The 13,864-nt window shown below is 67.6% G+C and carries 12 protein-coding genes; 4 read left to right on the forward strand and 8 right to left on the reverse strand.

Features of this window, described 5'->3' with window-relative positions; translation table 11 throughout:
• Positions 1-40: 40 nt before the first annotated feature.
• Positions 41-1,450: a type II toxin-antitoxin system HipA family toxin gene (locus FHS28_RS02725; protein WP_088449203.1), complete on the reverse strand. Its 1,410-nt coding sequence runs from the start codon at positions 1,448-1,450 to the stop codon at positions 41-43.
• Complete coding sequence (locus FHS28_RS02730) at positions 1,447-1,761, reverse strand: hypothetical protein (protein WP_088449202.1); 315 nt, start codon at positions 1,759-1,761, stop codon at positions 1,447-1,449. The genes FHS28_RS02725 and FHS28_RS02730 overlap by 4 nt, the downstream gene beginning before the upstream one ends.
• A gap of 149 nt (positions 1,762-1,910) precedes the next feature.
• On the opposite strand from FHS28_RS02730, the gene FHS28_RS02735 reads away from it, so the two are divergent.
• Together FHS28_RS02735 and FHS28_RS02740 are read left to right on the forward strand one after the other, a co-directional pair.
• On the forward strand, positions 1,911-2,663 hold the full coding sequence (locus FHS28_RS02735) for a YoaK family protein (protein WP_088449201.1): 753 nt from the start codon (positions 1,911-1,913) through the stop codon (positions 2,661-2,663).
• A gap of 89 nt (positions 2,664-2,752) precedes the next feature.
• Positions 2,753-3,589, forward strand: a complete 837-nt coding sequence (locus FHS28_RS02740) for a hypothetical protein (RefSeq protein ID WP_184294054.1) — start codon at positions 2,753-2,755, stop codon at positions 3,587-3,589.
• A gap of 21 nt (positions 3,590-3,610) precedes the next feature.
• On the opposite strand, the gene FHS28_RS02745 is transcribed toward FHS28_RS02740, so the two are convergent.
• A complete protein-coding gene (locus FHS28_RS02745) occupies positions 3,611-4,768 on the reverse strand; it encodes a YeiH family protein (protein WP_088449199.1) in 1,158 nt (385 codons plus the stop codon).
• Positions 4,769-4,968: 200 nt separating this feature from the next.
• Here FHS28_RS02745 and FHS28_RS02750 point away from each other — a divergent pair, with 200 nt between their 5' ends.
• A complete protein-coding gene (locus FHS28_RS02750; protein WP_088449198.1) occupies positions 4,969-5,898 on the forward strand; it encodes a LysR family transcriptional regulator in 930 nt (309 codons plus the stop codon).
• 150 nt (positions 5,899-6,048) lie between these two features.
• A complete protein-coding gene (locus FHS28_RS02755; protein WP_184294056.1) occupies positions 6,049-6,498 on the forward strand; it encodes a hypothetical protein in 450 nt (149 codons plus the stop codon).
• Between the two features lie 94 nt (positions 6,499-6,592).
• Here the strand turns inward: FHS28_RS02755 and kdgR are convergent, their stop codons facing one another.
• From kdgR to FHS28_RS02780, 5 genes are all read right to left on the reverse strand, one after another.
• Positions 6,593-7,402, reverse strand: coding sequence for a DNA-binding transcriptional regulator KdgR (gene kdgR / locus FHS28_RS02760; protein WP_088449197.1), 810 nt, complete (start codon positions 7,400-7,402; stop codon positions 6,593-6,595).
• Between the two features lie 29 nt (positions 7,403-7,431).
• Positions 7,432-9,810, reverse strand: coding sequence for a pectinesterase family protein (locus tag FHS28_RS02765; RefSeq protein ID WP_184294058.1), 2,379 nt, complete (start codon positions 9,808-9,810; stop codon positions 7,432-7,434).
• Positions 9,811-10,172: 362 nt separating this feature from the next.
• Positions 10,173-11,324: an oligogalacturonate lyase family protein gene (locus tag FHS28_RS02770; protein ID WP_088449195.1), complete on the reverse strand. Its 1,152-nt coding sequence runs from the start codon at positions 11,322-11,324 to the stop codon at positions 10,173-10,175.
• Positions 11,325-11,352: 28 nt separating this feature from the next.
• A complete protein-coding gene (locus FHS28_RS02775) occupies positions 11,353-12,681 on the reverse strand; it encodes an ABC transporter substrate-binding protein (RefSeq protein WP_088449194.1) in 1,329 nt (442 codons plus the stop codon).
• Entirely contained in the window at positions 12,678-13,817 is a 1,140-nt protein-coding gene (locus tag FHS28_RS02780) for an ABC transporter ATP-binding protein (protein ID WP_088449193.1), read from the reverse strand. The genes FHS28_RS02775 and FHS28_RS02780 overlap by 4 nt, the downstream gene beginning before the upstream one ends.
• Positions 13,818-13,864 lie beyond the last annotated feature (47 nt).

Raw genomic sequence — 13,864 nt, forward strand, 5'->3', positions numbered from 1 at the left:
CCACCCTTGCGGTGTAGGTGTTTGACCGGCGTGTGGGGGGTCAGACGCGCGCGGCCTTGGCCGCCGGGGTGTAGCTGTCCAGCCGCGCGAGCAGCCGTTCCTTCATGCGGTCGGTGATTTCAGCGTCACGGATCAGCGCCGGCCAGGTGTCGAAGGCGCGCTGGGCGCAGCGGCGCAACGCCGTCCAGGCGGGCTTTTCCGGCAGTCCCAGCCGGGCACAGAAATCACGGACCACCACCGGGTGCAACGGGGACTTGCGGTCCGCCGGACGGCGGGCCGCCGCCTTGGACGACGAGGCCGCCGGCCATGAAGCCGCTTGTGATGGAGATGGCGCAGGCATCAGTGACAGCGCCCGCCCGTGGATGCCGATGGGATAGGCCGCATAGGCCACCAGGTCGTAGGCGGGCGGCAGGTCGGGTGCGCGTGGGTCGGTATAGCGCAGGCCGATGTTCTTCAGATGCATGTCCGGATTGCCCATCAGGTCACTGACCAGGATTCGCCGCAGCAGTTCATGCACCGCCGCTTCACCGAGGCTCGGCACCGTCATCATGACGGCGGCGATGGTGAGGTAATCCTGCGTGTATTTGTCTTCCGGCTGCACACCCAGGATCTGCGCAAAATCTTCGCAATGGATGCGCCGGGTGGGCGTGTCCGCGTCCCGGTCGTAGCGATAGACCGCCAGGAAGCGGGTGCGACCGTTGACGTCCCCCAGTTCGTAATGATGCTCGGCGGCCAGCAGGTCCAGCGGCGCCAGTTCGGCCTCCACCACCTGCACGCCGGCGGACCGTGCCAGTTGCAGGGACAGCGCTTCCAGTTCTGGCAGGAAGGGATACTCCGCCACCGGCAGCTTGGCAATGACATGCCGCGCGCCGGTATCGTCCGCCAGCTTGGTGCGGGCCACGAAGCGGCCGCCCTGGTCGCGCAGGACCGCCAGTTTGGCCTGGACGCCGGAGACCGAGATCGCGTCGTCCATCGGTGCCGCCACCACCGACATCTCAAGCGCATCATTGTTCTGGGTGATCAGCCGTTCCAGGTCGCCCCGATCGAGCGCCGCAGGCATGGCGTGCACATCGCCCGGCAGGTCCTTGCCGGTGGCCGCCAGCAGTTCGAAATGATCGTTGGGGCTGCAGCCGCGCATGTCGGCGATACGGGTGCGGAGCGGCCCTTCCGGCAGCAGGTTCTGAAAGAAGGCCGGCAGCAGCCAGCCTCGCTGTGGATCCTTGGAGAGGCTGCCGTTCAGCGGCGGCGCGGTGATGGCCTTCCAGAATGCGGCTTGTGCCTGGGGCTGACGGGCGCGGAAGGACAGCGACAGGATGGGTTGCGCCGGGTCGTTGAGGAAGTCCTCATCCGCCACGAAGCGGTGGACGGTGTGGTCGTGGGAGAGCGGGTACTGGAACAGCACCCCGATGCGACGCTCTCCCAGCAGCAGGGCCAGTCCCTTGACGTTCATGACGCCTCCCCTTCCGGCGTCTGCCCGGCGGCGCGTTGGCGGGCGAGGTCGACCAGCGTTTCCACGACCGGTCCTCCCTCGTCCTCCGGCGCCAGGCCACGGGCGGCGCCCTTGGGCAGCAGGAGCAGCTCCAGCCCCAGACGGTCGGCCAGCGCCAGCAGGGTGCTGAGCTTGAAATCGTTCTCCCCGCCCATGACGTTGGCAAACGTTTGACGCGACAGGCCCGCTGCCTCACGCAAAGACTGGCCGGTGCGGCCACTTTGCTGCAGCTGGCTGCGCAGTGCGGCGGAGATCTCAGGGATGCTGTTCATGTCTAACGTAGTAGAACAATCGTAAGTAATTCTACTCTATTAGGCGTTCCGAGGCGGAGTTCTTGTCTACTAAAGCAGAATAAGAGCGCCATCTTCTACTTTAGTAGACATTTTCTTCTCCAAATCTGGGCGTTATCCTCCCACCCACCATGCCCGTCGCCTTCGCCCGCCAATTGACTGGACCTGATCGCTCCCAGCGCGCCGATCGGCACCTGGGGCTGCTGCTGGCGACCGTCGCCGGCGCCCTGAATGCGGGCGGCTTCCTGGCGGTGCGGCAATACACCTCCCACGTGACCGGGGCGGTGTCATCGGTGGCTGACAACCTGGTCCTCGGCGACTGGGCGCTGGTGGCGGACGCCATTGCCGGGGTGCTTTCGTTTCTCATGGGTGCCATGACCTGCGCGGTGCTGGTGAACTGGGCTCGCCGGCGGCGCCTTCGCAGCGAATACGCCACGGCGCTCCTGCTGGAGGCGGTGCTGATCCTGGTGTTCGGGCTGATGGGCGCCCAACTGGCGCATCACGAGGCGCTGTTTGTGCCAATGACCGTTGTGCTGCTCTGTTTCATCATGGGTCTGCAGAATGCGGTCATCACCAAGGTGTCCAGTGCCGTCATCCGCACCACCCACATGACGGGCATCGTCACCGACATGGGCATCGAACTGGGCAAGATGGTCTATATCAACCGTGCGGGCGGCGAGCTGCCGCCCGTCCGCGCCAATGCGGACCGCCTGCGCATGCTGGGCGGGCTGTTGCTGTGTTTCCTGGGCGGTGGCGTCGCGGGGGCGTTCGGGTTTCAGCGGCTGGGCTATGTATCGACCGTCCCGCTGGCCGTGGTGCTGGCCACCCTGGCGCTGGTGCCGGTGATGGACGACCTGCGGGCGCGCTGGCGGCTGACACACTGACCGGCCTGACCCCGCACTGAACCCGCGGCTTGCACCACTGATCCGCATCGTTCATTCCCGCGGCGCCCTTGCAGCGTTCGCGTCCGCCCATGTGGACCCCCTCCGCCCTTTCTTCTTCCACCGGTGCCCACGCCCTGGTACCGGATGACGCTGCCAGCGGCCCCGCGCAAGACCTTGCCGCGCAGCCATTGGACAGACTTCGCAGCGTTGATGCGGTCGGGGGGCTTCGCGGCGATCCGATGGCGGCATGCCGACGCACACTGGTGTCTGCCCGGCACCTCTCCCCGTCCACCCAAACTGCGGCATTGGCGATGCTCTCCAGCCTGGCCACCGACCATCGCGTCCAGGTACCGGAAGGTGAGGACCTCCGAAAGCAGGCAGTGGCCGGCATTCAATGGGCCATGGAGACCACGCTGCGAGGCACGGAGGTCATCGTGACACCGGAACGCGCCACCCCACTGCGGACCATCGGGGACGCCCATCGTCCCGAGGCCCAGCGGGTGCGGGCGGACGCCCTGCAGGCACGCTTCCATCGCGGCGACCCGCTGCATCTGGTCTTTTGCTGCGATGGTCAAGGCACCCCGGAAGAAGACGCCGCCTACCGTCGCAAGGTCCTGATACCGGCACGCGAAGAGGGCCTGCCGCTGATGGAACATGTGTTGCCGTTGTCACGCGCCCGGTTTCCTCCCGGGCTCAGCGGCGCTTTCATCCTGTCCACGCCCGAGGACGGACCGGTCGCCTTTGCCATCCGTGCGGCCCAGGCGGACAGGATTGGCAGTGCGACCTGCCTCACCCTGTGGTGGGGGGACCCCAACGGATCGGACTGTCAGGACATCCTTCGGGAGTGGGGCCGATTCGTGGAAGATCGGACCGGCCAGACACTCCCCAGTCTGCTCGGTGCCGCCGCGGCATGCCTGCCGCGCTGAAGTCGCCCGCACGCAGCACGATCATGCCCACAGATGCGCGAGGTGCGCCACCCCCACGTGGATGGCGCCGCCTCCCAGCACCAGCCACGCCGCCAGCAGCAAGGCCAGCCAGAGCGGCTGAGCCCCGGAGCGCTGGATGGCGCTCCATTGCGTGCCCAGACCCAGCGCCACCATCGCCATGGCGAGCAGCAGCAGATCGAAGTCGGCCAGCTCCGCGGATAGCGCAGTCGGCAGCGTCCACCAGGAGTTGAGCAGCACCATGCCGATGAAGGCGAAGGCGAACCAGGGGATGGTGATGGCGCCGCGACGCGGGGCTGCGGGCGTGCCGGACGCGCGGGGGCGCCGCAGCGCTCGGTCGCTGTCATGGTCGCGGTCGCGGGCTCGCGCCCCCGCCTCCCGCCGGGCCATCCACGCGCTCAGGCCCAGCAGGCACGGCGCCAGCATCATCACCCGCACCATCTTCGCCATGACGGCCGCATCGGCCGCCTCCGGGCTCATGCCGCGCCCGGCCACCACCACCTGCGCCACTTCGTGCACCGTGGCGCCGGTGTAGAGACCGAAGCCCCGGTCCCCGCCCGGAATCCAGCCGAGCGACAGGTTCCAGTGATAGAGCCAGGGATACACGAACATCGCCAGCGTGCCGAACAGCACCACCGTGGCGATGGCCGGCGCCACCTGGGACTGCTTCGCCTTGAGCACCGGCGCTGCCGCCATCACCGCTGCAGCCCCGCAGATGGCGCTGCCCGCGCCGATCAGCACTGCCTGATTCCGTTCCAGCCCGAACCACCGCCGGCCCGCCCAGGCCCCCAACAGCAAGGTCGACGTCAGCACCAGGGCATCGGTGACCACGCCGGCCATACCCATCTGCCCGATGTCCTGCACCGTCAGCTTCAGTCCGTACAGGACGATGCCCAGGCGCAGCAGCGTCTGGCGGCTGAACTGCACCCCCCGCTCGGCCAGCCCCGCCACGCGCCCATAACCGCTGTGCCCCACGGCCATGCCCAGCACGATGGCGAGCGTCAGCGCACTGACCCCGTGGGCCTGCAGCCAGGGCAGACGGGACAGCATCAGCGTCAGCGACGCCAGTGCGAGGCAGAGCAGCGCACCGGGCACCACCGGGCGCCAGCGCTGCCAGGACCACCATTCCAGTGGACGGGGGAAAGAAACTGAAGAGGACATGGAACCACCAGGATCACCGCGCCGCAGCCTTGTCGGAACTGCGAGCATCACGGGCCACCGCCATCGGTCGCCCTGAGGCCGCACTGTAGGGACCGTGCTTTTGCCGGTCCAACGGGTTATTTATGTAATATCGATCTATCTGATCGATATATAGCCACCGTCGACGCCCGGCTCCTGGGTCCCGCGGTGGCGCTCCTGTCATGGATGTCCTTCGACTCACTCTCCGACAACTGCAGATCTTCGTCGCCGTCGCCAACACGGGCAGCACGACGGCAGCCAGCGAAGCCATTGCGCTGTCCCAGTCGGCCACCAGCTCTGCGGTCAACGAGCTGGAGCGCATGCTGTCCCTGCGTCTGTTCGACCGCTCCGGCAAACGCCTGCTGCTGAATGACAACGGCCGCGCCCTGTTGCCCCGCGCGCTGGCGATGCTGGATGCCGCGGCCGGCATCGAACAAATGGCGCAGGAGGCCGGAGACCAATTGCAGTCCTTGCGCATCGGCGCCAGCACGACGCTGGGCAACTATGTACTGCCCGGGCTGCTGGCGCGGTTTCTGCGTCCACAGCCGCCGCGGGCGGCCGGTGCGTGGCGGTCCCGCGTCGTCATTGGCAACACGGCGGCCATTTGTGATGCCGTGGCGGCCTTCGACCTGGATGTCGGCCTGATTGAAGGCCCGAGTCATCAATCGTCGCTGGCTGTCACGCCCTGGTTGAAGGACGACATGGTGGTGGTGGCGGCTTCGGACAGTCCATTGGCGCGTCGCAGTGCGGCGGGAGAACGCATCCCCCTGCGGGACCTGCGGGAGGAAGTCTGGCTGCTGCGGGAGCCCGGTTCAGGAACGCGCGAGTCCACCGACCAGGCCTTGTTGCCCCACCTGAACACCTACCGGCGCTGTATCGAACTGGGCAGCTCCGAAGCGATCAAACACGCCGCAGCGGAAGGACTCGGCGTGGGATGCCTCTCCACCTGGGCGGTGCAGGAGGCGCTGGATGCCGGTCGGCTGTGCAAACTGGTCACGGCGCTGCCCCGCTTGCTGCGGCAGTGCCACCTGGTCGTGCATCGGGACAAGCAACCGACCGCAGCCTTGCAGGCCTTCGTCGGCCACTTGCTGAGCGATGCTGCCGCCGCGTGAGCGTCCCTGCGAGCGGCCGGGGATCGGCGCCAGCCGCGTGGTTCCTATCCGATCCGCCTCCCCCATGTGGGAGAGGAGCGCCTGTGCGTTCAGCCCAGGTCGGCGGCGACGCGCTACGCTGCCGACTTCCGCCCGTCACGAAGTCCCACCATGCCATTCGACACCTGCAAGCACCTTCGCACCTCCCTGCTGGACCTTCATCGCACCCTGGTCGCACTGGAACGCCGCGACTACGAAAAGCGCAACGGCCCGATGGGCGCGGGCGACTTCCTGCAGGTGATGGCGTATTCGGAGGACATGCGCTGGCTCGATCCGCTCAGCCGCCTGATCGTCATGCTGGACGAAGCCCTCGATGGCCAGGGCGATGCAGACCTGACGCCGCTGCCGGTGGCGCAGCGCGCCCGCGACCTGCTGGCCCTGGACCGCGACAGCGCCCTGCCCTTCATGGTTCGTTATCTCAGCCACTTCGACGGCTCTCCCGAGCTGGTCGAAGCGCATGCGCGCGCGCTGTCGGCGCTCAAGGCGGTGGGCACCGTCACGCCCGGCAGTGCTGCTGCACCTGGCACTGCTGCACCGGGCACTGGCGCACCGCCCGCCTGACTATCACGGGGATTCAGGCCGAGGGCTGATCAGCCCCTCGGATGACTCAGGCTGACGACTTCCGGCGACGCCGCCCGCCAGCGCCCCTGGCGGCTCACTTCTCTTCGTCGAGCGGGAAGCGCACGCATCCCAGCCGCGAAGAGATGTCTCGGCTGGCGTCCTGCAGCATGCGCACCACTTCCGGCGCCTTCTCGTCGTCATAACGGAAGGTGGGGAAACTGACGCTCATGCCGGCGATGGGCTGGCCCAGGCGGTCGAAGATCGGCACCCCCAGGCAGCGGATGTGGTCGTCGAATTCCTCGCGATCCTCGCCGAAGCCCTGGGCCTTCACCCGGTCCAGTTCCACCTGGAAGTCGTCCAGGTTGGTGATCGTCTTGTCGCGGAAGCGTTTGAACTCGGCGCCAGCCAGCACCCGCTGGCGACGGTCCGGATGTTCCCAGGCCATCAGCACCTTGCCGATGGCGGTGCAATGCAGCGGCGCGCGGCGGCCCACCCGCGAATACATGCCGAGCATGTGACGCGAATCGACCTTGTGCACATAGATGATCTCGCTGTCGATCAGCGTGCCCAGGTGGACCGTTTCCCCGGTGGCATCCGCCAGCATCTGCATGTGGTGCTTGGCCAGGTCCACCAGGTCGGGATACTGCAGCGCCTTGGCTCCCAGCTCGAAGGTCTTCATCGCCAGGCCATAACGTTCGCTGTCGGACTCCTGGCGCACATACCCCAGCGTCTTCATCGTCTGCAGGAAGCGGTAGACGGTGGCCTTGGGCATGGCCAGCCGCACCGACAGCTCGGAGATGCCGGTGTCGCTGCGCTCGGACAAGGCTTGCAGGATGGCAAAGACCTTGAGTACGGCCGCCACCGACTCGGGCTGCTGTTTGCCATCGTTCAGATCGTCGTCCATGCGCGGTGTGTCTGGTCAAAGAGGGGATTTCACCACAGCCGCCCCGCGCCCGCACCCTGGCGAACGCGGGAGGCCACTTCAGAGGCGGGGTCCGGGCGCCACGCGTACGGGGGCGTCCAGTCCACCGGCACAGGCCCTCGAGGCGGTGCCGATGCGGTGCTGGGTGTTGAGGCAGAGGCACCGGCGGGGGCGGCGGGCGTCAACAGGCGCGAAAAGTCCACGGGGGCGCCGTTGATGATCGATCCATGGTCCTCAAAGCGCTGACCCTTGAGGAAACGCACCACCTGCGTGGGCGGCACCATGGCGGGCAATTCCCAGGCGTTGTGCTCGCTCAGCAGACGGGACTCGAAGCCCACGCCCAGCGAATAGGTGTAGCCCTCGGGCTGGTCGGCCTTCACCCCATACAGGTTGTTGGCCACATGCACCTGCCCGTACCGCACCCGGGGCGTTCGCTCCTTCACCGCTTCCCAGAGGTTGTGGTGCAAGGTCACCCGCAGGCGGCCGCGGTCTTCCTTGTGGTTGTCGCTGCCGCCGATCAGCATCGTCTTGTCGTGCTGGCGGAAGACATTCCACGAGACGGTGACGCGGTCCGACTGGCGGGTGATGTCCAGCAACCCGTCGTGACGCTGCAGCGGCCGGCCCAGCACCGCGGGTTCGTCCCGGTCCGGCCGCTGGCCGTCGTCGAAGCTGCAGTGGTCCACCCACACCTGATCCGCCTCGCGCAGGGACACGGTGTCGTATTCGGAGTTCCATTCGCCGTGCCCGTTGTCCATCGGGTCCCAGGCCGGGAAATAGTCGTAGGCATCGGAAAAACGCAGGTTGCGCAGGATGACCTGCCGCACCCGCTCCAGCATCAGCGAGCCACCGTCAAATCCGGCATCGGGGGTGATGCCGATGACGGTGGTGTTGGACGGGATGCGCACCAGGACCTGCGCCGCCTGGTTGCGGGCTGATCGGCGGCGGGCCTCTTCCAGCGGTCCTTCGGGCGCCTTGCGTCCCCAGGTGGCGGGGTCGTAGGCCTTGGCAAATGCGGTCAGGTCGAAGGCCGGATCCCGGAAGGCGTCGATGTCCAGGCGCTGACCGCTGGCGTTGGCAGCGAGGTCGATGCGACCAGCGATGGCCAGGATCTTCGGCGTGTCGCCCAATGCCAGTGCGGCATTCAGGTCGGCGCGGGTCTGCACCCAGCGGATCGCCTCGAGCGGCGCCTGAGCGCCGCCGTGTGTGCCTCCGTCGATGGACGCCCAACCGTCGCCGTCCGGCAGGCGCTCGAAGGCAGCGAGCGGCAAGGCTTGGTTGCGATATTCGGCCATGCGGTTGGCTGCGCTGCCTTCGGTGCTGAAGGGGCGACGCGAGGTCGACGATGCCCAGCCGGTGAGGTGCGGGCCCAGCAGGTTGTCCCTTAGCACCGCCTGACCATTGGGCACGGCGGCGCCGGGCACCCAGGTGCCGGGCGTGACGCCCCGGTCCCAGGCGCGTCCCAGGCTGATGCTTGCCGCCGCCACACCGGGCTCGGCCAGCCAGCGACTGCGCTGGATCAGCAGGCCGAAGCGCTCGTCCTGCGGCGTGCTGGGCGCGATCACGTGCCCGCCGTTGCCGGCCTGACGTCGCCCTGCGCGGCTGACGATCAGGCTGTCATCGATGATCAGCGTGGCGCCGCCGAAGATGAAATCGACATCGCCGCGGATCTCGCTGCGACGCACCAGCACCCGACCGGGTCGTCCGGTGACGCGCTCGGCCTCGAACGTGTCCTGGTGGCCGAGCAAACGGACCTCTTCCAGCTGGAGGCGGTCCCCCCGGGTGAGCAGCGCCACGGCCTGGGCACCGCCTTTTTCACCGGCGCCGGGCGGATAAGCCTCGCCACCCCGGACCTTGTCCATCGCGTCGTTGGCGATGGTGAGGCGCTGGAGCTGCACGTCGTCGCTCAGCAGGGTGACGCTGGCGCTGCCTGGGGTGCCGTAGGTCGGCACGGGCGATGCGGTGGTGGTTGGGCCGCTGCTGCGCGCCGCGCCAACCGTCGTAGCGCCGAGCGGCACCTGGCAGCCCTCCGGCAATGCCACGCGCCGCACATGCTCCGAAGCGGCCTGCCGCTCGGCGGCGGTGGCAGCAGGCGGCATCGGCCGCGGCAGGCCGGCATAACGCCCCTCGACGATCACGACATCCTGGGGGGCTCCCAGTCCATAGAGACGGAACGGCGCCTTGCCCTGCACACACAGAGCCTCCCGGTAAACGCCGGGCCGGATCAGAATGTTGTGGCGATGCGCATCTGCCCCCGCTGCCGGCAAGGCATCGAGCGCGGCCTGCACCGTGCGATGGGTGCCGCTGCCGTCGGCCGCCACGATGAAATCAGGGCGGAGCCGTGCCGGATCACCCAGGTCGGTCGGCTGCCAGTCGCCGAGGTATTGATCCATCGTGAACGCGGCCGCTGCCACATCGCTCAACTGCGGGCGTGCGGTGGCGCGAGGATCGGGCGTTCCTGCCGGTGGCGGCGCATCCCAAGGGGCGGAAGCGGCAACGGACGGTGCCGGCGCTGCGCTGGACCTGGGCCCCGACGCGGTCATTCCGGACCCTCCCCCAGCCGCTGCGCCCGCGACAGCGCCAGCCGAAGTCGCGCAGACGCCGCAAGCGCCGATCACCACCACCACAGACCGCAGCGCCGGCATCCACCAACGAGGCTGCATCAACGGCAGCAGCGTGGAATGCTGCCACCGCGCCCAGCCCTGCGGTTCAGCATTCGGTTGCACGTCATCCTCCGCCTCCGGCCGCGCCCGCATCACAGGTCCGCCAGGTACAGTGCCGGTTCCCCTTCCGCATCGGCACTGAAGAGCACCTGCCGTTCATCCGGCGTGAAGGACGGATGCGGATGGGTCACCTGGCGGTTGCCCTTGTAGACCCGCCAGCTGCTGTCGTGGCGTGCCACCTGGCGTTCGGTGCCGGCCTTCATGTCGAACAGGTGCAGGTAGGGATCGGTCTTGATCTGATGGCTGCTGGTGTCGGCCACGTCGGCCGGCGAATCGCAGCCGTCGCCGATCAGCAGGCTGCCGTCATGATTGCTCATCAGATGCGAGCACGGCGGCATCCGCATCAGCCGGCGCGATTCCAGGGTCACCGGATCCAGCGAGCAGATCCAGCGATCCCGCTGCCCCTTGAGATAGGACACATAGATCATGGCCGATCCGTCCGGCACCCAGAACTCATGCGTGCAGCTCTCGCCGGGATCCTGCTGGCGACCGCAGCGGATATTCGTGCCATCCTCATTGATGAACCACATGCGGGCATCCACCAGGTCATGCGGACCTTCGTGGCAATAGGCGACGGTGTGGTCGTCGAAGGGCCGGTATTGCGGGTGGCCCAGCCAGCCCTGCTTCTCCATGATGACCTCACGCTCGCCGGTGGCCAGATCGATCCGGATCAGGCGGCAGCGGGGCTTGGCATGGAACATCTGGTGGAACTTCTGCCAGTCGCTCAGCGGAAACCAGTCGCTGGCGGCGATCTCGATGCCGACCATGCGGGTGCAGGCCGAATTGGCCACCCAGGTGCCGTAGCCGACCCAGCCTTCAGGCACGCGGTAGACCACTTCCTCGCTCAGGTCGGCCAGCGAGAGGCGGATCAGTTGCCGCTCGGCGCGAACGAAATACAGATGGCGGTCGTCCGGGCTGAGGAAACCGCCGAAGGTGTTCTCCCCGGCCTGGTCCGTCAGCTGGGTGGCGACCTGGCTGCCCAGATCCAGCAGGTGGTAGTTCCAGCTGCTGCCCGGACCGAATTCAGCGCCGAAGATCAGACGCTGGCCGTCGCTCGTGAAGGCCTTCTGATAGAAGTAGTTGCGATGGCAGGTCACGTCGGTCGGCGTCAGGCGGGTGACGCGGGCGCCGGTGTCCGGGTCCTGACGGGTGACGAAGCGGAGTTGACGTTCGGTGGCTTTCATACGGGTCTTCACACGGCGGCGCGTGTCTTCACTTGATGCGTTGCAGCAGGGCCTGGCCCTCGGTCACCAGACGGTGCGCGGCGGCTTCGTCGGTGGTCTTGCGGTAGGCGACGGTCTCGAAGACCTCGCGCATGAACTTGTGCAGCCGAGCATGCTCGAACAGCGGCGCGGGACGGCTCAGCCGGCCGGCCAGCCGCTGCTCACGGATCTGCTCGTGCGCGGCCAGTTCCAGCGGTGGCACGCCCGGCCCGTTGCGCAGTTGCTCGAAGGGGCCGCGGGCCGACGGCAGGCCACGGGTGCGGCCCAGCAGTGAGGCCGCCTCCAGGTCGGTCAGCAGGAAGTTGACCAGGCGGGTCGCTTCCTCCGAATGTCCCCGGGTGGCGGCATGGCGGCTGACGGCATACATCACGGTCGGCCGGCCGAACATGCCGCTGTCCTTGGCGCCCGGCAAGGTGGGGAAGTCGCCCAGCGTCAGGCGCTGCTGCTTGTCCAGCGTCGACGAGCGCAGGCCGATGACCGAATCCCAGGTGTAGTTGCCGGCCCAGCGGCCATTCACCCAGTCGGGCTGCTGCTCGGTGGGTTTCTCGGCGCCGCCCAGGCTGGCGCGTAGCGGCAAAGGTGTCGCCACATGCTCCTGGATCAGGCGGCGGTAGATGCGCACCCAGTCCAGCGCGGCGGCATCGGTCATCGCCACGCGCGGCTGTGTCGGGTCGACATACGGTGTGCCGTGCTTCTGCTGCACCCAGGCCTGGGACAGCAGCATCATGTCGTAGAGCTCACCGTCCAGCGGATAGGCGTCTTCGCCGAGCGCCTTGCGGAACGCCGGACCGGCGGCAAACAGCTCCTCCCAGGTCGTCGGCAACGCCAGGCCCGCGCGCTGGAAAGCCGCTTCGTTCCACAGCATCACGCGGGCACTGAAGGACACCGGCAGGGCATTGAGCTTGCCGCCGACATCGCCATAGGCCAGGTCTTCGGCCTCCAGCTGATTCAGGTCCAGCAGCCCGCGGTGCTGCCGGAGGTCGAAGAAGCCGTTGCCACGCTTGCTGAACATGGCCAGCCAGGCCCAATTGATCTGCATGACGTCCGGCTCGGAGCCGCCGGCGATCTGGGTGGTCAGCCGTTCCAGATAGCCGTTGAAGCCCATGTATTCGGCCTTCACCCGCACGCCATAGCGCCGCTCAAACAGGGCCAGGGCCTTGAGCGTGGCTTCATGCCGCCCTGCCCCGCCCCACCAGGCAAAGCGCAGCACGCGCGGCTCCTGCGCTTTCAGGAACGCGGGGGCGAGCGCGAGGCCTGCACCGGTGGTGACCGCTGCGCCTGCCGCTGCGCCCAGGAGTTGCCTTCGGGTCGCCTTCATGCGAGCAGACTCACGCCGGTCTCGGCGTCGAACAGGTGCGCGGCCGCCATCTGTGCATGCAGGGTCACCGGCTCGCCGCGCTGCAGGCCTTGCAGCGGCAGTGCCTGCTCGGCGGGAATGCGGGCGGTCATCACCAGGTCGGCGAGGTCGACATGCACATAGACCTCCGACCCCATGTGCTCGGTAAAGCGCAAGCGGGCGGCCAGCGGTTGGCTGTCGCCCTGCGCGCGCGGCGACAGCGTCAGGTGCTCCGGACGCAGGCCCAGTTGCACGGCGCCATCCGCACGCTGGGCCAGCCCGGCCAGCGTCGCAACGCGCGCGGCTGGCAGCAGGAGCCGGGTGCCCGCCAGTTGCACCGTCAGCCCCGAATCGGTCGCTTCCAGGCGGGCGGGCAGCAGGTTCATCTCGGGCGAGCCGATGAAGCCGGCGACAAACGCATTGGCGGGTCGCTCATACAGCGCGGTCGGTGTATCCACCTGCTGAATCACGCCGTCCTTGAGCACACAGATGCGCTCGCCCATGGTCATGGCTTCGACCTGGTCGTGGGTCACATACACCGTGGTCGCCGGCTGATCGCTTTCGCGCAGGGTGCGGTGCAGTTCGGTCAGCCGCACCCGCATGGCGGCGCGCAGCTTGGCGTCCAGGTTGGAGAGCGGCTCGTCGAAGAGGAAGACGTCCGGCTTCTTGACGATGGCCCGGCCTACCGCCACCCGCTGCGCCTGCCCGCCGGACAGCTGCTTGGGATAACGGTCCAGCAGATGCTCCATTTCCAGCAGGCGCGCGGCGTGGCGCACCCGCCGGTCCAGCTCATCCGGCGGCGTCTTGGCCAGCTTCAAGCCGAAGGCCAGGTTGTCGTAGACCTTCATGTGGGGATAGAGCGCATAGTTCTGGAACACCATCGCAATGCCGCGCTCCTTGGGCGCCAGGCTGTTGACCGTTTTCTCGCCAATGCGCAGTTCGCCAGCGGTGATGCTCTCCAGCCCGGCAATCATGCGCAGCAGTGTCGACTTGGCGCAGCCGGACGGCCCCACAAACACCATGAATTCACCGTCCCGCACTTCCAGGTCCACGCCGTGGACCGCCTTGAAGCCGTTCGGATAGGTCTTCTCGACCTTGTTCAGCGAAAGTCTTGCCACCTGTCTGTCTCCAATGCTTTTGTCTTTGTTGTGTCGCTCACCGGGAT

This window comes from Roseateles terrae, from assembly GCF_014192155.1.
In the GTDB taxonomy this organism is placed as follows: domain Bacteria; phylum Pseudomonadota; class Gammaproteobacteria; order Burkholderiales; family Burkholderiaceae_C; genus Roseateles; species Roseateles terrae.